General features: G+C 60.2%; 19 protein-coding genes. 16 read left to right on the top strand and 3 right to left on the bottom strand.

Annotated elements, in window-relative coordinates:
* Nucleotides 1-21 precede the first annotated feature (21 nt).
* Nucleotides 22-846, bottom strand: a complete 825-nt coding sequence (gene pdxY, locus VN623_RS09960; protein ID WP_325570618.1) for a pyridoxal kinase — start codon at nt 844-846, stop codon at nt 22-24.
* Between the two features lie 183 nt (nt 847-1029).
* Between pdxY and VN623_RS09965 the strand changes: the two genes are divergently transcribed.
* From VN623_RS09965 to VN623_RS10010, 10 genes are all read left to right on the top strand, one after another.
* Complete coding sequence (locus tag VN623_RS09965) at nt 1030-1929, top strand: CoA ester lyase (protein ID WP_325570620.1); 900 nt, start codon at nt 1030-1032, stop codon at nt 1927-1929.
* 164 nt (nt 1930-2093) lie between these two features.
* On the top strand, nt 2094-3152 hold the full coding sequence (locus VN623_RS09970) for a MaoC family dehydratase (RefSeq protein ID WP_325570622.1): 1059 nt from the start codon (nt 2094-2096) through the stop codon (nt 3150-3152).
* Between the two features lie 79 nt (nt 3153-3231).
* Nucleotides 3232-3759, top strand: coding sequence for a superoxide dismutase family protein (locus tag VN623_RS09975; RefSeq protein ID WP_325570625.1), 528 nt, complete (start codon nt 3232-3234; stop codon nt 3757-3759).
* A 158-nt stretch (nt 3760-3917) separates the two neighbouring features.
* Nucleotides 3918-4880 (top strand): NAD(P)/FAD-dependent oxidoreductase, encoded by a 963-nt coding sequence (locus tag VN623_RS09980; RefSeq protein WP_325570627.1) that lies wholly within the window; start codon nt 3918-3920, stop codon nt 4878-4880.
* A 100-nt stretch (nt 4881-4980) separates the two neighbouring features.
* Nucleotides 4981-5394, top strand: coding sequence for a succinate dehydrogenase, cytochrome b556 subunit (sdhC, locus tag VN623_RS09985; RefSeq protein WP_325570629.1), 414 nt, complete (start codon nt 4981-4983; stop codon nt 5392-5394).
* Nucleotides 5394-5777 (top strand): succinate dehydrogenase, hydrophobic membrane anchor protein, encoded by a 384-nt coding sequence (gene sdhD, locus VN623_RS09990; protein WP_325570631.1) that lies wholly within the window; start codon nt 5394-5396, stop codon nt 5775-5777. The genes sdhC and sdhD overlap by 1 nt, the downstream gene beginning before the upstream one ends.
* 5 nt (nt 5778-5782) lie before the next feature.
* Nucleotides 5783-7630: a succinate dehydrogenase flavoprotein subunit gene (gene sdhA / locus VN623_RS09995; protein WP_325570633.1), complete on the top strand. Its 1848-nt coding sequence runs from the start codon at nt 5783-5785 to the stop codon at nt 7628-7630.
* 84 nt (nt 7631-7714) lie between these two features.
* On the top strand, nt 7715-8317 hold the full coding sequence (locus VN623_RS10000; protein WP_325570635.1) for a hypothetical protein: 603 nt from the start codon (nt 7715-7717) through the stop codon (nt 8315-8317).
* A gap of 108 nt (nt 8318-8425) precedes the next feature.
* Nucleotides 8426-9205 (top strand): succinate dehydrogenase iron-sulfur subunit, encoded by a 780-nt coding sequence (locus VN623_RS10005; protein WP_325570636.1) that lies wholly within the window; start codon nt 8426-8428, stop codon nt 9203-9205.
* A 57-nt stretch (nt 9206-9262) separates the two neighbouring features.
* Nucleotides 9263-9646, top strand: a complete 384-nt coding sequence (locus VN623_RS10010) for a VOC family protein (RefSeq protein WP_325570668.1) — start codon at nt 9263-9265, stop codon at nt 9644-9646.
* A gap of 549 nt (nt 9647-10195) precedes the next feature.
* Here VN623_RS10010 and VN623_RS10015 read toward each other — a convergent pair.
* The gene (locus VN623_RS10015; RefSeq protein WP_325570637.1) at nt 10196-10792 is read right to left on the bottom strand and encodes a GNAT family N-acetyltransferase; all 597 of its coding nucleotides are present in this window, start codon (nt 10790-10792) and stop codon (nt 10196-10198) included.
* 291 nt (nt 10793-11083) lie between these two features.
* Here VN623_RS10015 and zapE point away from each other — a divergent pair, with 291 nt between their 5' ends.
* A complete protein-coding gene (gene zapE, locus VN623_RS10020) occupies nt 11084-12187 on the top strand; it encodes a cell division protein ZapE (protein WP_325570639.1) in 1104 nt (367 codons plus the stop codon).
* Nucleotides 12188-12337: 150 nt separating this feature from the next.
* Nucleotides 12338-13309: a malate dehydrogenase gene (mdh, locus tag VN623_RS10025; RefSeq protein ID WP_325570641.1), complete on the top strand. Its 972-nt coding sequence runs from the start codon at nt 12338-12340 to the stop codon at nt 13307-13309.
* A gap of 67 nt (nt 13310-13376) precedes the next feature.
* Here mdh and VN623_RS10030 read toward each other — a convergent pair whose 3' ends face one another.
* A complete protein-coding gene (locus VN623_RS10030; RefSeq protein ID WP_325570643.1) occupies nt 13377-14021 on the bottom strand; it encodes a 2OG-Fe(II) oxygenase in 645 nt (214 codons plus the stop codon).
* A gap of 197 nt (nt 14022-14218) precedes the next feature.
* Between VN623_RS10030 and sucC the strand changes: the two genes are divergently transcribed.
* The 4 genes from sucC (at nt 14219) to odhB (ending at nt 20889) form a co-directional block, all read left to right on the top strand.
* A complete protein-coding gene (gene sucC / locus VN623_RS10035; protein ID WP_325570645.1) occupies nt 14219-15418 on the top strand; it encodes an ADP-forming succinate--CoA ligase subunit beta in 1200 nt (399 codons plus the stop codon).
* Between the two features lie 151 nt (nt 15419-15569).
* Nucleotides 15570-16469 (top strand): succinate--CoA ligase subunit alpha, encoded by a 900-nt coding sequence (sucD, locus tag VN623_RS10040; protein ID WP_325570647.1) that lies wholly within the window; start codon nt 15570-15572, stop codon nt 16467-16469.
* A gap of 108 nt (nt 16470-16577) precedes the next feature.
* Nucleotides 16578-19541, top strand: coding sequence for a 2-oxoglutarate dehydrogenase E1 component (locus tag VN623_RS10045; protein WP_325570648.1), 2964 nt, complete (start codon nt 16578-16580; stop codon nt 19539-19541).
* Between the two features lie 22 nt (nt 19542-19563).
* Complete coding sequence (gene odhB / locus VN623_RS10050; RefSeq protein ID WP_325570650.1) at nt 19564-20889, top strand: 2-oxoglutarate dehydrogenase complex dihydrolipoyllysine-residue succinyltransferase; 1326 nt, start codon at nt 19564-19566, stop codon at nt 20887-20889.

Raw genomic sequence — 20889 nt, forward strand, 5'->3', positions numbered from 1 at the left:
TGCAACTTTGCGAAGGGCCGATCACGAAAGGCTTTCTATCCGCGCCGGCTCAATGCCGTGCGTCCAGTTCATCATCGACAATAATAGACGGTCGCTGTCGCGACTGATGTCGAGGGCATGCTTGACGCCACCGGCAGCGCGACCGAGAGCGGCTGCATCAGGCGCGCCTTGCAAAAGTTCGGCGGTCAAGAGACCGGCAAAGAGATCGCCGGTGCCGTGCGGTACTCGGTCCAGCTTCTCGACCTTGCCGACAAGCACGCCTCTTTCAGTGATGAGCAGGTTGGCCAATTCGGCTCGCCCCGATGGAATTGACGTCGCCGCGAGCTTCGGTCGAGCAAGGATACGGGCAGCGGAGACCGCGTCTTGTACGGATTGCACGTCGACGCCGGACAGCCACGCGAGTTCGAACCGGTTCGGCGTCAATACGTCGGCGACAGGAACAAGCGTGTCGCGCACGGCCACCGCCGCCGCGTCGTCGATGTAGAGGCCAACCGGATCATCGCCGAGGATCGGGTCACAAACGTAGACGACACTCGGATTTAGTTCGCGCAGCCGTTCGACAACGGCTTTCACCCAGGCAACGTGACCCGCAGAGGGTAGATAGCCCGAAAGGATGGCATCGAAGGTGCCGAGCCAGCCGTTGGCATCAAGCGCCGCCGTCATGTCTTCGAGCAACGCCGGCTCAACCGCCTTGCCGGCGACGCGCCGGAGCCCCGGATGGTTCGACAGCACGATGGTCGGCAGCGTTGTGACCTCGATGCCCGCCTGCTGCAGCGGCGCGACCATCGGCGTGAGGCCGATGGTTCCGTAGGCGACGTGTGATGAAATGACGAGGATCTGGCGCATGGTCCTGGGCTTGCAACGTGGCGGTTTGGAGCGACCGGCCGGGCCATAACACGTGTGGCCATTGTTCAGCTCGCAACATATCGCTGGATTCTTGTTCGTTGTGCCAAAGTTCAGCTGCGCCGCTCGCTACAATGGACTATTGTGCAATGCACCATCCGCGTTCACGAACCGGAGCACTAGGCGATGGCGATGCGACCCAGGCGCAGCGTTCTCTACGTTCCCGGCGACAACGAGCACGCGCTCGAAAAGGCGAAAAAGCTCGCCGCGGATTCGATCATCATCGATCTCGAGGACTCGGTTTCACCGGCCAATAAAGAGATCGCCCGAAGACACGCCATCTCAGTTATTCGCGAAGGCGGTTTCGGCACGCGCGAAGCCGTCCTGCGCGTCAATCCGATCGAGACGCCCTGGGGGATGGCCGATTTGCACGCGGCCATCGGGGCGGCGCCGGATGCCATACTCATTCCGAAGGTTTCTTATCCCGGCGACGTCATCGGCACGGCCAAGGTCGTCAAGGCCGCAGAGGCAGCGCCGAACACTCGGCTTTGGGCAATGATCGAAACGCCGATGGGAATCATAAATGCGCGTGAAATCGCGGCCTGCGGCCCTGATCCCGATAATCGGCTCGCCTGTTTCGTTCTCGGCACCAACGATCTCTTGAAAGAGAGCCGCGCACGATCGAGCAACAATCGCTTCGCCGTGGTCCCATGGTTGGCGATGACGCTGGTCGCCGCGCGCGCCTATGGCCTGGACGTCATCGACGGCGTCTACAACGATTTCAAAGACGATTCGGGATTTCGTGCCGAATGCGAGCACGGGCGCACACTCGGAATGGACGGCAAAACCCTGATCCATCCTTCGCAGGTTGCCCCCTGCAATGAGGTCTTCTCGCCGACCGAAGACGAAGTCGCCTGGGCCCGCAAGATCATCAAAGCCTTCGAGGAGCCTGAAAACGTCCGCAAGGGCGTCATCACGGTCGAGGGCAAGATGGTCGAACGCCTGCATCTTGTGATGGCAAAACGGGTCGCCGCCATCGCCGAGGCCATCAACGCCCGTTCTCGCGTCGAGGAACCTTGGTTCTAGTTCGGGACTTAGGCTTCTGCGGCCCTAGATCGCGTCCATCAGTCTTTGAAAAGGGTTGCGGTCAGGCCGCGACATCCTGAAAAAGAGCGGGCAAGGCAAGATTTTCCTTCGGCGCCAGCCGGGGCAGTCTCTTGCAGGATCATGCAAGAGCGAAGGCGGCAACGATGGCGGGCACGAAAACCAATGCGGGCAATTTCTTCGAGGATTTCCGCTACGGGCAGATCATTCCCCACGCGACGCCGCGCACCGTCACCGATGGCGACGTGGCGCTCTATACGGCGCTCTACGGCTCGCGCTTCGCGGTTCAGTCGGCCGATACCTTCGCAAAGGCGATCGGCTATCCGCGTGCCCCGCTCGACGATCTGCTGACCTTTCATGTCGTATTCGGCAAAACCACGCCGGATATCTCGCTGAACGCCATCGCCAACCTCGGCTACGCCGCCTGCCGGTTTCTGAAGCCCGTCTATCCGGGCGACACGCTGAGTTCGGTTTCCGAGGTCATTGGCCTCAAGGAAAATTCGAACGGCGAAACCGGCACGGTTTATGTCCGCTCGACCGGCCGCAACCAGGACGGCCTGATCGTCCTCGAATATTGCCGCTGGGTGATGGTGCGCAAGCGCGACAAGGCTTCCCCTCCGCCCGAGGCCGTCGTGCCGAAGCTTCCCGACCGCGTTGAGCCAAAGGACTTGGCGCTGGCGATCCCCCCGCTTGATGTCAGCAAATACGATTTCGCGCTCGCGGGCTCGCCGCATCGCTGGGGCGACTACGAGGCGGGCGAAAAAATCGACCACGTCGACGGCATGACCTTGGAAGAAGCCGAGCATCAGACGGCGACGCGCCTCTACCAGAACACGGCCAAAGTGCACTTCAATCAGCACACCGAATCGAAGGGACGCTTCGGCAAGCGCATCGTCTACGGCGGTGTCGTCATCTCGCTGGTGCGGGCGCTGTCCTACAATGGCCTCGGCAACGCCTTCCATCTGGCCGCCATCAACGGCGGCAGGCACGTCGCCCCGACGTTCGCAGGCGATACGATCTATGCGTGGTCGGAGGTTCTCGAAAAAGCTGAAATTCCAGGTCGGCAAGACGTTGGCGCGCTGCGCGTTCGCCTCGTCGGCGTCAAAAATCAGGATTGCTCGTCGCTGCCGCTGAAGACGCCGGGTGGCGACTACGCCGAGGGGGTTGTCCTTGACCTTGATACGTGGCTTGTCCTCCCCCGTTGATCGCCTGCCCTCAGTCCGTCGTCCGCAGCCGTCGTCTCTAAATGAAAAGGCACGCGGACACGCGGTATGGAGTCCTTGCATGAACGTTAGACGTCTGACGCTCGCCGCCGCCGCCATTCTCGTCGTGTCCGCCGGCGGCCCGGCGTGGGCAGCGGGTGAGACCGCTACTGCCGTGTTAAAGTTCGCCAACGGCAGTGATGCCGGTACCATCAAGTTGACCGAAGCGCCTGCGGGGGTACTTCTGAAATTCGATCTCAAGGGACTGACGCCCGGGCCCCACGCGCTGCACGTCCATGAAGCCGGCAAATGCGAGGCGGATTTTTCAAGTGCCGGGAACATCTACAATCCGCTCGGTGCCAAGCATGGCTTTTCCAACGATGAAGGGCCGATGGCCGGCGATCTGCCGAATGTCGTCGCTGCCGCCGATGGAACGGCAGCCGCCGAAGTTTTGACGACGTTTCTAAATCTCAGCAAAGACGCCGAGGACTCGCTGTTCGACGCCGACGGCTCGTCCCTCGTCATATTTGAAAAAGCTGATGATTATCAGTCTGAACCCGAAGGCGGGGCAGGCCTGCGCATCGCCTGCGGCGTGCTGAAGGCCGAGTAAGACGTGGCTCAAAGAGAAGCTCTTAGGGCCGCCGCCGGCCGACAATAACCTTTGGTAAACACTTCTTTCACAACGTGTTTCGTAGCTTTTCAATTATTTTGCGATTCGGCACCGCTCAGATGCCGAACAATTACTTGCGATACTAAAAGCAGGACAACGTGACAAACAAAGCGGCCATCGTCGGCGCTGGGCTCGCAGGATTATCGTGTGCTCGCACGCTTCGCCGTGCCGGCTTCTTCGTCGAGGTTTTCGAACAGGACAGCATCATCGGCGGCCGCCTCGCGACAACCCGTATCGGCGGCGATACGTTCGATCACGGCGCTCAGTACCTGACGACGCACTCGCGAGAATTTGGCGACTACCTGACGGAAATATCGGAGCTTGGTTATGCCGGCCGATGGAGCCCGCGCGCGACGCTGAACGGCGCGGCCGGCACATGGATCGTCGGAACGCCGGGGATGTCTTCGATCGTCCGTCCGCTCACGGAGAACGTGCGCATTAGCACCGGCAAGCGCGTCCACACCCTTGAACGGCGCGATAAGGGTTGGCACGTGCGGTTCGAGGATGAAACGTCCGTCGGCCCGTTCCAGGTCGTTGCGGTCGCCACTCCAGCGACCGACGCACGGCTGCTGCTTGGCCGCATCGATGAACTGGCGGCGCCGCTGTCGCGCGTGCGCATGGTCCCGTGCTGGGCGTTGATGGTGCGCATCGAAGAAAAGACCTTGCCCGATCAGGACGTCTATTCCGACGTGTCGGAAGCCATTCGCTGGATAGCCCGCAACAATACAAAGCCCGGCCGCAACCCCGCAGGCGAGAACATCGTCATTCACGCTTCTCCCGCATGGAGCCGCGAGGCGGAAAATGCCGATCCCGAAGCAGTTGCCGAAGAGCTTTGGAGTGAAGTCAGCCACGTTCTGGGCCTGCCGCCCGTTCGCCCGTCGCGCATGACCGCGCATCTTTGGCGTCACGGACTTGTCGATCAGACCGTCGGCGAAACGCACCTATACTCGGTCGAACACAAGGCAGGCATCGCCGGCGATTGGTGTCATGGCCGGCTTGCCGAACATGCATTCGAAAGCGGTGATAAGTTGGGACGCGCCATCATCGACTCGTTTAACTGAAGCCGCGCCGCTTCAACTTCAGCGATGTGGCATTTGGCGAATTGCCGCGCCGCCTGCGAGACGCTACAACCGCGGCTTCGACGTGACGCAAGGGTATCAGATGCAAGCCACATCCGGGCGGAGCGCGCGGCCCGAACGGCCGCTCTCGCCGCACATTCAAATCTATTACCCTCTCATCAATATGGTGATGTCGATCGTGCACCGGATCACCGGTGCCGCGCTTTACATCGGTTCATTGCTGCTGGCGTGGTGGCTGATCGCGGCGGCAACGGGCCCCGACTACTACAATTACGTTGTGAGCTGGTTTGCGACCTGGCCGGGCAAGCTCATTCTGCTCGGCTACACCTGGGCGTTGATGCACCACATGCTCGGCGGAATTCGGCATTTGATTTGGGACACCGGCCTCGGCTTCGACCTGAAGACAATAGATATCCTCTCGTGGGGATCGCTCGCGGGATCTCTGGTCCTGACGGTGCTCATCTGGTTCTGCGCCTTGAATCTCGGGGGTATTTGATGGTGCTGATGCGAACTCCACTGAAAATTGCGCGTCAACTCGGCTCCGCGAAAGAAGGCACCGACCATTTCTGGAAGCAGCGCGTCACGGCCGTCGCCAACGTTTTTCTCGGATTGTTTCTCGTCTGGCTGATTGCATCGCTCGTCGGTGCCGATTACACGACAGTGAAACTGAAACTATCCAATCCTCTGATCGCCCTCGCCTTGCTCGGTTTGATCGTCTCCGGAACGCTGCACATGCGTCTCGGCATGCAGGCGATCATTGAAGACTACGTGCATAGCGAAGGATTAAAGATCACGGCGCTGATGCTGAATACCTTCTTTGCGGCATTCATCGCGCTGGCGAGCATCTTCTCCATTTTGAAACTGAGCTTTGGAGCCTGAGCCTGATGTCGGCAAAGAATGGCGGGGCCAAAGGCCGGAATACTGCACCAGCTGTGAGCGGCAAGGCTTACCCGATCATCGATCATACGTATGACGTCGTCGTCGTCGGCGCCGGTGGCGCAGGCTTGCGGGCGACGCTCGGCTCTGCCGAAGCCGGGCTCAAGACGGCGTGCGTTACGAAAGTCTTTCCGACGCGGTCGCATACGGTTGCCGCTCAAGGCGGCGTCGCTGCGGCGCTGGGCAACATGGGCCCTGATGATTGGCGTTGGCACATGTACGACACCGTCAAGGGCTCCGACTGGCTCGGCGATCAGGACGCCATCGAATATCTGTGCCGCCACGCTCCCGACGCGGTCTACGAGCTGGAGCACTACGGTGTTCCCTTTTCGCGCACCGAGGACGGCAAGATCTATCAGCGACCTTTCGGCGGCATGACGACGGATTACGGCGAAGGCCCACCGGCGCAGCGCACGTGTGCCGCCGCGGACCGCACCGGGCACGCGATGCTACACACGCTCTACGGTCAGTCGCTGCGCCATGCGGCCGAATTCTTCGTCGAATATTTCGCGCTTGATCTGATCATGGACCAGGATGGCGCCTGCCGGGGCGTTGTCGCGCTAAATCTCGAAGACGGATCGCTGCACCGCTTTCGCGCCAAGCGAACGATTCTGGCGACGGGCGGCTATGGCCGCGCTTATTTCTCATGCACATCGGCGCACACATGCACCGGCGACGGCAATGCGATGGTTCTGCGTGCCGGACTGCCGCTGCAGGACATGGAGTTCGTCCAGTTCCACCCGACCGGCGTTTACGGCGCCGGCGTTTTGATCACTGAAGGGGCGCGCGGCGAAGGCGGCTATCTGACGAATTCAACGGGCGAGCGGTTCATGGAGCGCTACGCGCCGCATGCTAAGGATCTCGCCTCGCGCGATGTCGTCTCGCGCTCGATGACGATTGAAATTCGCGAAGGCCGCGGCCATGGCGCCGAGGCCGATCACATCTATCTGCATCTCGACCATCTCGATCCGAAGATTTTGGCCGAACGACTGCCGGGAATCACTGAAAGCGCCAAGGTGTTCGCTGGCGTCGACTTGCGCCGCCAGCCGATCCCCGTCCTTCCTACGGTTCACTACAACATGGGCGGCATACCGACCAATTATCACGGCGAGGTGCTGACGAAGAAAGGTGACAACCCCGATCACGTCGTTCCCGGCCTTATGGCGATCGGCGAGGCCGCGTGTGTGTCGGTACACGGCGCCAACCGCTTGGGCTCGAACTCGCTGATCGACCTCGTTGTCTTCGGCCGCGCCGCCGGTCTGCGCTGCGCAGAGACGATTGAATCGAAAAGTGCGCAACCGGAGTTGCCGAAGGACGGCCACGACCGGGCCATCGCGCGTCTCGATAAGTACCGGTTTGCCAGCGGAGGCACGCCGACGGCGGCCCTGCGCCTTCGCATGCAGAAAACCATGCAGGCGAACTGCGCCGTCTTCCGCGACGGACCGGTCCTCAAAGAGGGCGTCGAAAAGATCACGGCCGTATGGCGCGACGCAGGGGACATTTCCGTCACCGACAGGTCGCTGGTCTGGAATTCGGACCTCGTCGAGACGCTCGAATTCGACAATCTGATCGCGCAGGCGGCGGTGACCGTTACCGGCGCCGAGAACCGCAAGGAAAGCCGCGGCGCCCACGCGCGCGAGGACTACCCGAACCGCGACGACGTCAATTGGATGAAGCACACGCTGGCCTGGGCCGACTATGACACGGCGTCGGTGCGGCTCGGCGACCGGCCGGTCCACAAGACCACGATGACGAATGAGGTCAAATATATCGAGCCGAAAGCCCGCGTGTATTGAAGGCCTTGTTTGGGCTCGCGCGAGTAGAAATAGCGCGGCCATATCAAGACGCGCTAGTGTGCGGCGCCTGGAGGGGCACCGCAGTTGAGCAGATCTAAGCCAGAAGAAGACGCAAACGACACCGACACTCGTATGTCGCCCGATCCGTTTGCAGCGGTCCTACCGGCGCTTGCGGCGCTCGGTGCCATTACGTCGATCGCCGCGATCAACTGGTCGGGCCAGGATAAGCTCGCGACGCGGACACGAACCAAGCGCAAGACTGGCGCAGCGCTCCGCGATCTCGAGACGTGCTGCCTGGGGCTGGCCGAAATTTTCCGCCGTTTCCAGCGCCATCCCCGCGTCTTCGCCGGCGAGGGCGGGCAAGCCGCTGCGCCACTCAAATTCGGAGTCCACGGACAACGCATCCGCGCCGATGCCCAGCGTCTCTACCTTCAACTGATAAACGACATCGCTTCGATGCTGGTGTTGGCCGCGCAGAACGCTTTCGACGTCATGACGGCGATTGAGGATGGCGACATCGATGCACCGGAAGAGGTCTTCTTCGGGTTCGGCGAGCAGCAGGATCGTCTCAACACCATCATCCAGTCGCGCGTGACGTTGCGCGTCGCCGTCGATACCGGCGCCGAGATTGCCGAGCGCCTCGTCGCCCTCGTGAGAGAACTGAAGAAGTATCAGAAAGGCGCCTAAAGCGCCAAAGAACCGCACATCGCGAGCGCTCGCGCCGTTGACACGCGAACGCGATCAAGCTTCTGTCGCTTAGCAGTCTTTTCGCATGCGAGGACGCACAGCACTCTCATGGTTCAGCTTACGCTTCCCAAGAATTCCAAGATTTCAGAAGGCAAAACCTGGAACCGGCCCGAGCACGGCGGTGACTGGAAAGAGGTTCGCGTTTATCGCTGGAACCCGGACGATGGACAAAATCCGCACATCGACACGTATCATGTCGACCGCAAACAGTGCGGGCCGATGGTCCTCGACGCGCTGATCAAGATCAAAAACGAAATCGACCCGACGCTGACGTTCCGGCGCTCTTGCCGCGAAGGCATTTGCGGCTCGTGCTCGATGAATATCGACGGAACCAATACGCTCGCCTGCCTCAAAGGGCTCGATGAGGTTTCGGGCGCGGTCAAAATCTATCCCCTGCCGCACATGGAGGTCGTCAAGGACCTGGTACCGGATATGACGAACTTCTACGCTCAGCACCGCTCGATCGAGCCGTGGCTGAAGACGGATACCGCGACACCGCCAAAGGAATGGAAACAGTCTCGCGAGGATCGCGCCAAGCTCGACGGGCTCTATGAATGCATTTTGTGCGCCTGCTGTTCGGCCTCGTGTCCGAGCTATTGGTGGAACTCCGACCGGTATCTCGGGCCGGCCATCCTGCTCCAGGCCTACCGATGGGTCGTCGACAGCCGCGACGAGGCCACGGGCGAACGGCTCGACAATCTCGAAGATCCGTTCCGACTCTACCGCTGCCACACAATCATGAACTGCGCCAAAGCCTGCCCTAAGGGCTTGTCACCCGCCAAGGCTATCGCCGAACTCAAGAAGCTGATGGTTGAACGGCGCGTGTAGCGCCAGTGCTTCAATTTAAACCTGCGGTTACGCGCAAAAGGACACGTCGTGCTGGATATCCTTGATCACGTCGGTTTCCCGGTGACCGACTACGCCCGGTCCGTCGCTTTCTACGAGAAGGCGTTGGCGCCTCTGGGGATTGTCATTCTGAAGCAATTCAGCCTTTCGGAAGATGGCGCCGACGGCTACGCGGGATTTGGCCGGCAACGCCCGCAGTTCTGGATTGGCACCGGAGCGACGTTGACGGGCCGCCTCCACGTCGCATTTGCGGCAGCAAACCGGCAGGAAGTCCAAGCGTTTTATGATGCAGCGCTGGCGGCAGGCGGCCGCGATAATGGCGCCCCCGGTCTCAGGCCGCATTATCACGAGAACTATTATGGCGGATTTGTTTTTGATCCGGACGGTCACAATATCGAGGCGGTGACGCATCTGCCGGAATAGCGGGGGATTTAACCCGCAATGGCGCTATGGCACGACTTGAAAAGAATATGGCCGGTGACGCGTATCGCTGTCGCCGGCCATTTAAAAAGAACAGGCGCTGATGAGCGCCAATCCGCCTTCAATTGCGCCCGAAGTCCGAATGCCCAATCCAGAACATCGAGGCGCAAATGATTTAGGCGGCCTTCCTCTTCGCCGTTTTCTTGGCCGGCTTGCGTACGGTCTTCTTTGCGGCCTTCTTGGCGACGGGTTTCTTTCTCTTTGCTGTCTTCGCTGCTGCTTTAGCCATAGGTTTAGTCTCCCTCTAGAGTTCGAATCAGCTCGAACTTCGCAAACATGAGCAAATTCACGAAGTTTGTAGACGGAGAAGTTTGATATAGCGGGCAAAAAGGAGTTTATTAACAGGCACGTGTGACTTGAATGTCGCAATTTTTCTTATTTTTCGTGAACACTTGGCGTTTTGGGCGACTCGCGGGCGCAAATACACATTGGGCGAGATGGCATTTTCCGTCTCAATTGCGCGGCCAATTCAAAAATAGCAATTGGCGGCGATTAAATCCCGGCACGTCCGCTCATGCGCGTTTGCATGTCGAGCGCCGCGTGCAAATACGTCAAACGCTCATCGAGAATTTCAGAAACCCAAGACTGATAGTCCGCGCCACGGGGCACGACATCGGCGACGATCGAGCCGTCGGCGATTTTCAGTTCTGCTCCGTAGTGCCGAGCGATGGCTTGCATCTTGGCATTGTCCGGCATGCAGACCAGCAGCAGATGGCGTAGTCCGCGATTTCGTGCGGTCTGAATAACGCGACCCATCAGTTGCGTTGCAATGCCCCGGTTGATGAATGGCCGTTCGACCGAAAAGGCGACTTCGGCGCTATCGCGGCGGATCAGGGCATCGGGACGCAATTCCGCCACGGCGCGAACTTCGCCTTCGACGAAATAGCCGAACGTAATGTTGCCGATGTCGCCCGCGCGCGACGCGTAAGAGGCAATTGTGTCGTCGGACACATCGTGGCCGAACCGGCGGCGCCGGGCCTCGGGGTCGAGCCGCTGCAAGTGCTCCTTGAGCAGGTAGCTCTCGCTCACCAGCAAGCGCCGAATGAAGCCAAACTGCGCTTCAGTTGATAATTGATCGGCTTCCAACATCTCGAAGCTCCTTCAGTCGCGCGCGGCACGCCGCCCGCTAAACACTTGTAAGTACCAGCAATTGGTGACTAATCCGTGCATAGCGATAGGCTATGCTGCACAGCAGCAATGCACTTCCAGGCGACGGAAGTCTGACCCGCTCGCAACGGCGGCCCTGGGCACAATTCTGGAGAAATCGCCGGATGGTGACATTCAGTCGCGCGAAACGTTCACGCGATATGATTGCGCGGTGTTGCGCTTTGCATGCCGGCACGACTACCGAATACCGAAGCGTGCAGGCCGGCGGGGCGAATGGGAACGATCATCGAGGGCTATCAGGAGCGTCTTGCCGAGCTCGAGATTGAGCCCGATGCGGCGCAGTCCGCACTCGCCGCTCGTCTGGATGCGCTTCAGAGCGAGCTGATGCAGCTTCGCCGGAAGCGAAACGTGGTTTCGCGTATCTTGGGCAAGCGGCCGCCCTCGCCCAGGGGGCTTTATATCTGGGGCGCCGTGGGCCGCGGCAAGACGATGCTGATGGACCTCTTCTTCGAAGAAACGCCATTCGAACCGAAGCGGCGGGCCCACTTCCACGAATTCATGGCGGACGTCCACGATCGCATCGCGATGGCCCGGACGAACGTTCCGGGCGATCCGATACCGCACGTCGCTCAGGCCATCGCAAAAGAAGCACGGCTTCTTTGTTTCGATGAATTGCACGTCACCGATATCGCCGACGCGATGATCCTGGGACGGTTGTTCGAAGGCTTGTTTGCCGCCGGCATCGTTGTCGTCGTAACGTCGAATTCGCCGCCGTCGGGACTCTACAAGAACGGTCTCAATCGCCAACTGTTTCTACCGTTTATCGGTTTGGTCAGCGCGCACATGGACATCGTCGAGCTGAAAGCCGAAAAGGATTTTCGTCTCGACAAGCTGTCAGGCGCCCAGCTCTATTTCTTTCCTGCCGACGCTGCAGCCAAGGCGTCGCTCGACAAGCATTGGGAGCGTCTCACCGGCCGACATCCCGGCAAATCCCAGGCGCTCGACGTCAAAGGCCGAAAAGTGCGCGTGCCGCTCGCATCGATGGGCGTCGCCCGCTTCCACTTCGACGATCTTTGTGCCCAGCCACTCGGCGCCAATGACTATCTGCACATCGCCCATGCCTTCCATACCGTGATTATCGACGATATTCCGTTGCTGACCCCTGGTCGCCGTGATGTCGTCCGGCGTTTCATAAATTTGGTCGACGCGCTCTACGACAACCGCATCTGCCTGATCGCATCGACGGCGGCCGAGCCCAGTGCGCTCTACCCCAAAGGCGTTGGATCGGACCACTTTCAGCGGACCGCCTCCCGCCTCACCGAGATGCGGTCCGAAGCCTACCTCGCGGGCCATTCGGGCGGGCGGGCGCGGCGGTGATCGGCGAAATACGATAATTATTTACCAGCCATTGCACTTTCGGATGAAAGTTGCGGCTTGCGTTTGCCCCTCCGACCAATTTGATTAGGCGGCAGGATGTCCGTCCTCTCGACTGCAATGATTCAAAAATCCTCCGGGGGAAGTTTAGGTATGGCGCGCAGCAAAATCGCATTGATCGGCTCTGGACAGATTGGTGGCACGATTGCGCTGCTGGCCGGGCTCAAGGAGCTGGGCGACATTGTCCTGACGGACATCATCGAGGGGGTCGCCAAGGGCAAGGCGCTCGATCTTTCGCAAGCCGCCGCGATCGAAGGCTATAACGCCAAGCTCGCAGGCGCCGGAACGAACGGTTACGCGGCAATCGAGGGCGCCGACGTTTGTATCGTCACCGCGGGCATACCGCGCAAGCCCGGCATGAGCCGCGATGATCTCCTGGGCGTCAATCTCGGCGTCATGGAGCAGGTCGGCACGGCGATCAAACAATATGCGCCGAACGCCTTTGTCATCTGCATCACGAACCCACTCGATGCGATGGTCTGGGCGCTGCAGAAGTTTACGGGGTTACCGTCGAACAAGGTCGTCGGCATGGCCGGCGTGCTCGATAGCGCTCGCTTCTCATGCTTTCTGGCTGAGGCAGCCGGCGTTTCAATCGAAGATGTTTGTGCTCTGACGCTTGGCGGCCACGGCGACGATATGGTGCCGCTCATTCGCTATTCGACGATTGGCGGCGTGCCGCTGCCCGATTGCATCAAGCTCGGCTTTTTCAGCCAGGAAAGCCTTGACGCGATGATCAAGCGGACGCGCGGCGGCGGCGGAGAAATCGTAGCCCTGCTCGGAACGGGCTCGGCCTTCTATGCGCCCGCTTCCTCGGCGATCGCCATGGCCGAAAGCTACCTGAAGGATAAAAAGCGCATGCTGCCGTGTGCGGCCTATCTCAACGGCGAGTACGGCCAAAAGGACACCTACGTTGGTGTTACGGCGATCATCGGGGCTGGCGGTATCGAGAAGGTCGTCGAGTTGGCGCTCGACGACGGAGAGCAGGCAATGTTTTCAAAGTCGGTCAATTCCGTGCGCAGCCTGATCGACGCCTGCAAAAAGATCAAACCGGTGCTCGCAACGTGAGCGAGCAAAGAAAGCCGTGCGGCCAAGCTGTTCAAACTTCGCCGCACGCGACGCTCAGGCTATTGTCTCAACCGAACCGGAACATCTTTTTCAAATTGTGGGACAGCGCGCCGCGCTTTTCCTTCCGTGCAACATCGGCTTCGCTTCTGAGCCATGTCATTTGAACGACGCGGCGCTCACCGACGAAAGGCGTGTGCCCATGCCAGGAGCCATCGGAACGGCGAAACGCGAAAACGGTACCGGTGAGGGGGCTGATCTGCTCGACGTAGTCTTCGAAGCTCTTTTCGTTGCGCAGGACCCGAAGGCAGCCTGCAGCGGTGCCGTCCCATTTGTCGTTGAGATACGTCAGCATCGTTGCGATCTTGGCTTCGCCGTCGGTATGGATGCGCCCGTCTTTCGCCGCCGAGATCTTGCGGATCGTGATCATCTTCGGCTTGTCGACGAGATCGATATCGAGTTTCTCCGAAACGATTTTCGAAACCTCAGGGCTCTTCAGGTCTTGCAACAGTTTCGCGAAGGCACCGTGGACACGCTCGCTGATATCGGTTTCCGTGAAGAAGCCAGGCTCTTTGAGATCCGGATAATCCGCTTTGAGTGGATCGACGGCTGTCGGTTGAATGAAATTATCGCCGACGAGAAAGTTGTACGGATCGCGGCCTGTCCGCGCCGATTTCAAGCCATCAATGTTGATGCACGCAAAAGACGTAGACATGGACGATCCCCGTTGTTGACTAGGTCTGTATTGAACCCGGACTTACGGCGGCGCCGACCGCAACTCAAGAGGCGCAGGCTTGCCATACCGACAATTGCGCGTGAGCCTCGCCTTTTGGGCTCCGAAATAGGGCGTAAAGACGGCATCACGAGAAATCAGAGACGCGACGAACGATACTCCGGCAACAGGGCGATGCGATGAACATTCACGAATATCAGGCCAAGGAACTCTATCGTCAGTTCGGCGTGCCGACGCCCAACGGCTTCCCGGCTTTTTCGGTGGCCGAGGCTGTCGAAGCCGCAAAAAAACTTTCCGGTCCCGTCTGGGTCGTCAAAGCACAAATTCATGCCGGCGGCCGCGGCAAGGGGAAATTCAAGGAACCATCGGCCGGCGATAAGGGTGGCGTGCGGCTTGCCAAGTCGATCGATGAAGTCAAGACGTTCGCCGAAGAGATGCTCGGCAAGACGCTCGTCACCGTGCAGACGGGACCAGCTGGCCGCGTCGTCAATCGTCTCTATGTCGAGGACGGCTCTGCGATTGCACGCGAGCTTTATCTTTCAGCCCTCATCGATCGTGATTCGTCACGTGTTGCCTTCATCGCCAGTGAAGCCGGCGGCATGAACATCGAGGATGTGGCGCACGCCACTCCAGAAAGGATCCACACGCTGACCATCGACCCGGCGACCGGCTACCAGCCGTTTCATGGCCGCAGGATTGCGTTCGCGCTGGGTCTCAAGGGCGATCAGGTGAAAGCCTGCGGCAAGCTCATCGACAATCTTTACCGCATGGTCGTCGAGAAGGACATGAGCCTGCTCGAGATCAACCCGCTGGTCGTCACCAAGGACGACAAGCTCATCTGCCTCGACGGTAAGATGAACTTCGACAGCAACGCGCTTTATCGCCAGCCCGACATCGTCGCGCTTCGCGACCTCGGTGAAGAGGATGCAACCGAGATCGAAGCCTCCAAGCACGATCTCGCCTTCGTCAAGCTCGACGGCAACATCGGCTGCCTCGTCAACGGCGCCGGCCTCGCTATGGCGACGATGGACATCATCAAGCTCTATGGCCAGGAACCGGCGAACTTCCTCGACGTTGGCGGCGGCGCCTCGAAGGAAAAGGTTCAGGAAGCCTTCAAGATCATTCTCGCCGATCCGGCCGTCAAAGGTATTCTGGTCAATATCTTCGGTGGCATCATGCGTTGTGACATCATCGCCGAAGGGGTTATCGCGGCGGCACGCGAAATGCACATCGAGGTGCCGCTGGTCGTGCGCCTTGAGGGGACAAACGTCGAACTCGGCAAGAAAATTTTGAAGGGATCGGGCCTCAAGATCATTCCGGCCGATGACCTCGCCGACGCCGCAAAAAAGATCACCGACGAGCTGAAAAGCGCCGCCTAGGCATTTTGCAGCACCTCCTTCCAGCTATTGTCATGAAGGGCCGCGCCAGCACTGGGTAAAACTGTTCCTCATAAGACGTTCGTCGCTCTTGCTGCACCGCAAAAAATGCGCGACATTCGCGCACAAGCGGGACGTCTTACGCGGGGACGGAATGGCAATTCTAATCGACACGGCGACCAAGGTCATTTGTCAGGGCATAACCGGTAGCCAGGGAACGTTTCACACGAAACAGGCGCGGGCCTACGGCACGCAAATCGTCGGCGGCGTGACGCCCGGGAAGGGCGGCACGAGGCACCCCGACGCCGAGCTTGCCGACGTACCGCTGTTCGACAGCGTCGCCGAGGCGGTCGCCAAGACGGGCGCTAACGCGACGTCGATCTACGTCCCTCCACCGTTCGCGGCCGATGCCATTCTCGAAGCCATCGACGCTGAAGTGCCGCTCATCGTCTGCATCACCGAAGGCATTCCGGTGATGGACATGGTGAGGGTGAAGCGGGCGCTCGACGGATCGAAATCGCGTCTGATCGGGCCGAACTGTCCGGGCGTGCTGACGCCGGGTCAATGCAAGATCGGCATCATGCCGGGAAACATTTTCAAAATCGGCACGGTCGGCATCGTTTCGCGATCGGGAACGCTTACATATGAAGCTGTGAAGCAGACGACCGATGTCGGGCTCGGGCAAACTACGGCCGTCGGCATCGGCGGCGACCCGGTCAAAGGTACCGAGTTCATCGACGTGCTCGACATGTTCCTCGCCGATAAGGACACGCAATCGATCATCATGATCGGCGAGATCGGCGGTTCGGCCGAGGAAGACGCGGCAGAATTTCTGACGCGCGAAGCCCGCAAAGGCCGCAAGAAGCCGGTGGCAGGTTTCATCGCCGGTGTCACGGCGCCGCCAGGCCGGCGCATGGGTCACGCGGGCGCCATCATTTCAGGCGGTAAGGGCAAGGCCGAAGACAAGCTGGCCGCGATGAAAGCCGCCGGCATTGCCATCTCGCCGAGTCCGGCTTCTCTCGGTCGTACTCTTGTCGAAATGCTCAACGGATAAGCGAGCTAGAGGGCGATAAGTCGAAGACCGGCGATATTGCATCCGGTCGATATGTCCGCGTCAGCCGCTGCTCAGATTAGCAGCCGGAGCATGAAAAGGACGAACTAGATGTCACGAAACGGCCAGAACGAAGCCTTTTTGCGCACCTCGTTTTTGAATGCCGCCAATGCGCCCTACATCGAAGACATGCAGGCGGAATATGAGCGCAACCCCGGCGCTGTAAGCGATGAATGGCGGCGTTTTTTCGAGAGCATCAAAGAGCCTGAGGCGACTGCCGGCATCGAAGCGGGTGGGCCGGCGTGGGCGCCGCAGCTTTCGGCCCTCCTCAACGACAATGCAACGGACCGCGATCTCGTCGGGGCTCTGACCGGCGATTACGGACAGACGGAACGCACGATCCGCGACAAGATCGTGCGGCAGGCGCACGTCGCCGGCTTCGAGATGACGCCGGCGGCCTCGCTCCGGGCGACACAGGATTCAATCCGCGCGCTGATGCTGATCCGCGCCTACCGCGTTATCGGCCATCTCGCCGCCGACCTCGATCCGCTTGGCCTCGCCGATCGCCGCGTGCACCGCGAGCTGATGCCGGAGTCGTATGGCTTCACCGAAGCCGATCTCGACCGGCCAATCTTCATCGACCACGTCATGGGTCTCGACACGGCGACGATGCGCCAGATACTTGCCATTCTGCGGCGCACGTACTGCCGCCAGATTGGCGTTCAGTTCACGCACATTACAGATCCGACGCAAAAGGGTTGGATTCAGGAGCGAGTCGAAGGTGTGGAGAAGGATATTCGCTTCACGCCGAAGGGTCGTAAGGCGATCCTCAGGAAATTGATCGAAGCCGAGACGTTCGAAAAATTCTGCGATCTGAAATACACAGGAACCAAGCGCTTCGGCATCGACGGCGGCGAAGCGATGATCCCGGCGCTCGAGCAAATCATCAAGCGCGGCGGCCAACTCGGCGTCCGAGAAATTGCGATCGGCATGGCGCATCGCGGGCGCCTCACCGTGCTCGCCAACGTGCTGGCCAAGCCCCTGCGCGCGATTTTCAAGGAATTCAAGGGAGGCTCCTTCAAGCCGGACGATGTCGAGGGATCAGGCGACGTCAAATACCACCTCGGTGCATCTTCCGATCGCGCCTTCGACGGCAATACCGTCCACTTGTCGCTGACGGCCAACCCCTCGCATCTCGAAATCGTAGATCCGGTGGTGCTCGGCAAAGTGCGCGCCAAGCAGGATCAATACGGATGCGCGGCCGGCGAACGCACACCCGTGCTACCGCTTCTCATTCACGGCGATGCGGCGTTCGCCGGGCAAGGTGTCGTTGCCGAGTGCTTCGGCCTATCGGGCCTCAGAGGTCACCGCACCGGCGGCTCGATCCACTTCATCATCAACAACCAGATCGGCTTCACGACGTCGCCGCATCACTCGCGTTCCTCGCCCTACTGCTCGGACGTGGCGTTGATGATCGAAGCGCCGATCTTCCACGTGAACGGCGACAATCCGGAAGCCGTCGTGCATGTCGCGAAGATCGCGACGGAATTCCGCCAGCGTTTCCAGAAGCCGGTCGTCATCGACATGTTCTGCTATCGCCGGCACGGCCATAACGAGACCGACGAGCCGATGTTCACGCAGCCGGCGATGTACAAGCGCATCAAGTCGCATCCGACCGTCGTTGAGATTTATTCGAAGGAACTTATCGAACAAGGCGTGCTGAATGACGCCGAAGTCACGGAAATGAAGGAATCGGTTCGCGCCAACCTCGACAGCGAGTTCGGGTTCTCCGACGGCTACAAACCGAACAAAGCCGATTGGCTCGACGGCCGCTGGTCCGGCATCACGCGCGTCGATAGCGACGATTGGCGCGGCAATACCGGCGTTGCGGTCGAGAAGCTGAGGGACATCGGCCGGCGCGTCACGGTCATCCCGACAGATTTTCACATTCACAAGACAATCAGCAGGTTGCTGGATCGCCGCCGCGAGATGATCGAAAGCGGCCAGGGCATAGACTGGGCGATGGGCGAACATCTCGCCTTCGCATCGCTGTTGATGGAAGGCTTTCGCGTCCGCCTTTCAGGTCAAGATTGCGAGCGCGGTACGTTCTCGCAGCGCCATGCCGTATTCGTCGACCAGGACAACGACCGCCGGTTCGCGCCGCTGAAGCACATTTCACCGAACCAGGCACGCTTCGAAATCGTCAACTCGATGCTGTCGGAAGAGGCCGTTCTTGGTTTTGAATACGGCTATTCGCTCGCCGAGCCGAATGCGCTGACCCTATGGGAGGCGCAGTTTGGCGATTTCGCAAACGGCGCGCAGGTCATCTTCGATCAGTTCGTGTCGTCGGCCGAACGCAAATGGCTGCGCATGTCGGGTCTCGTCTGCTTGTTGCCGCACGGCTATGAAGGGCAGGGCCCAGAGCACTCTTCGGCACGCCTCGAACGTTTCCTGCAGCTTTCCGCAGAGGACAATTGGCAAGTCGCAAACTGCACGACGCCCGCCAATTACTTCCACATTCTGCGACGGCAGCTGCATCGCAACTTCCGCAAGCCGCTGATCCTGATGACGCCGAAATCCTTGCTGCGCCACAAGCGCGTCGTCTCGAGGATCGAGGAATTCGGCGCTCAAACGAGTTTCCACCGGCTTCTTTGGGACGACGCCGAGATGGGTACGGGGTCAATCACGCTGCGTCCCGACAACGAAATCAAGCGGGTCGTGATCTGTTCCGGCAAAGTCTATTATGATCTGCTCGAGGCCCGCGACAAGCAACAGCGCGACGACGTCTACCTGCTGCGCGTCGAGCAGCTTTATCCGTTTCCCGCCCGTGCGTTGATCCACGAACTCGGACGTTTCAAGTTCGCGGAAATCGTCTGGTGCCAGGAGGAGCCGAAAAACATGGGCGCCTGGTACTTCATGGATGCGAATATCGAGTGGGTGCTGAACCATTTAGGCTATATTCATAGTCGCCCGCGCTACGCTGGGCGACCTGCCTCGGCTTCAACTGCAACCGGTCTGCTTTCGCAACATATCAAGGAGCAGACCGCACTCGTCGCCGACGCGCTCGGAACGTAATCAGGAAGGTGTGAGGGCTCATATGTCGATCGAGATTCGCGTTCCCGCGCTTGGCGAAAGCGTGACGGAGGCGACCGTAGGCAAGTGGTTCAAGCAAGCCGGAGAGTCGGTCAACGCCGACGAGCCGCTCGTCGAACTCGAAACCGACAAGGTCACCGTCGAAGTACCGGCGCCGGCTTCGGGCGTGCTTGGCGATATCCTCGTCAAGTCGGGATCGACCGTCGCCGTCGGATCGCTGCTCGCGGCCTTGAGAGATGGGGCTGCAAAGACCGCTTCGGCCTCCGCGCCACAATCGGCCCCGAGCGAGCCGAAGGCTGCACCCCCGCCGCCGCGTCCTCAGCCTCAGACAGCGCAGCCAACCGTGTCCAGGCCATCGACGTCAGCCGCCACACCACCTCCGGCTCCCGCTGCGCGCAAGGCGCTGGAAGAGGCAGGCTTTGAAGCTTCGGAGATCCACGGCTCCGGCAAGCACGGCCAGATTTTGAAAGAAGACGTCGTCAATGCGATTGCGGCTGCGGCGAAGCCCTCGCCACCTCCGCCACCTCGCGAACCGTCGAACGCCGCGGCCCCGGCAAAGGCCGTTGCTGTGCACCGGCATACGGCTTCAGCCTTGAAGGATGTGCGCTTTCCTTCCCCCGCCAACGACGCGACCCGCGAAGAGCGCGTCAAGATGACGAGGCTCCGCCAGACGATCGCACGGCGCCTGAAGGACGCGCAAAATACAGCCGCCATGCTAACGACGTTCAACGACGTCGACATGACCGCGGTGATGGCGATGCGCGCGCAATACAAGGACGCCTTCGAAAAGCGCCACGGTGTGAAATTGGGATTTATGGGTTTGTTCGTGAAGGCCTGCATCCAGGCATTGCGCGACGTGCCCGCCGTCAATGCCGAGATCGACGGCGACGATCTCGTCTACAAGAATTATTATCACATCGGCGTCGCCGTCGGGACCGAGAAGGGTCTCGTCGTCCCGGTGGTCCGCGATGCCGATCGTTTGAGCCTTGCCGAGATCGAACAGCAAATCAATGATTTCGGCCGCCGGGCTCGTGACGGCAAGCTTTCGATCGATGACATGCAGGGCGGCACGTTCACGATCTCGAACGGCGGCGTCTATGGTTCGCTGATGTCGACGCCTATCCTCAATGCTCCGCAATCGGGCATCCTCGGCATGCACCGCATCGAGGAGCGGCCCGTCGTCCGCGCCGGTCAGGTCGTGGCGCGCCCGATGATGTATCTGGCTCTGTCGTACGACCACCGCGTCGTTGATGGGAAGGAGGCGGTGACCTTCCTGATGCGCGTCAAAGAGTGTCTCGAAGATCCGCAGCGCTTCATTCTGGAGCTTTGA

The organism is Hyphomicrobium sp. (genome assembly GCF_035572195.1).
GTDB lineage: Bacteria > Pseudomonadota > Alphaproteobacteria > Rhizobiales > Hyphomicrobiaceae > Hyphomicrobium_B.

Coding starts and splice junctions, on each gene's coding strand:
- sdhC (WP_325570629.1), top strand. CDS start 4,981: ATGCAAGCCACATCCGGGCGGAGCGCGCGGCCCGAACGGCCGCTCTCG.
- VN623_RS10005 (WP_325570636.1), top strand. CDS start 8,426: ATGGTTCAGCTTACGCTTCCCAAGAATTCCAAGATTTCAGAAGGCAAA.
- sdhA (WP_325570633.1), top strand. CDS start 5,783: ATGTCGGCAAAGAATGGCGGGGCCAAAGGCCGGAATACTGCACCAGCT.
- VN623_RS09975 (WP_325570625.1), top strand. CDS start 3,232: ATGAACGTTAGACGTCTGACGCTCGCCGCCGCCGCCATTCTCGTCGTG.
- odhB (WP_325570650.1), top strand. CDS start 19,564: ATGTCGATCGAGATTCGCGTTCCCGCGCTTGGCGAAAGCGTGACGGAG.
- VN623_RS10045 (WP_325570648.1), top strand. CDS start 16,578: ATGTCACGAAACGGCCAGAACGAAGCCTTTTTGCGCACCTCGTTTTTG.
- zapE (WP_325570639.1), top strand. CDS start 11,084: ATGGGAACGATCATCGAGGGCTATCAGGAGCGTCTTGCCGAGCTCGAG.
- VN623_RS09965 (WP_325570620.1), top strand. CDS start 1,030: ATGGCGATGCGACCCAGGCGCAGCGTTCTCTACGTTCCCGGCGACAAC.
- VN623_RS10030 (WP_325570643.1), bottom strand. CDS start 14,021: ATGTCTACGTCTTTTGCGTGCATCAACATTGATGGCTTGAAATCGGCG.
- VN623_RS09970 (WP_325570622.1), top strand. CDS start 2,094: ATGGCGGGCACGAAAACCAATGCGGGCAATTTCTTCGAGGATTTCCGC.
- sdhD (WP_325570631.1), top strand. CDS start 5,394: ATGGTGCTGATGCGAACTCCACTGAAAATTGCGCGTCAACTCGGCTCC.
- pdxY (WP_325570618.1), bottom strand. CDS start 846: ATGCGCCAGATCCTCGTCATTTCATCACACGTCGCCTACGGAACCATC.
- sucC (WP_325570645.1), top strand. CDS start 14,219: ATGAACATTCACGAATATCAGGCCAAGGAACTCTATCGTCAGTTCGGC.
- VN623_RS10015 (WP_325570637.1), bottom strand. CDS start 10,792: ATGTTGGAAGCCGATCAATTATCAACTGAAGCGCAGTTTGGCTTCATT.
- mdh (WP_325570641.1), top strand. CDS start 12,338: ATGGCGCGCAGCAAAATCGCATTGATCGGCTCTGGACAGATTGGTGGC.
- sucD (WP_325570647.1), top strand. CDS start 15,570: ATGGCAATTCTAATCGACACGGCGACCAAGGTCATTTGTCAGGGCATA.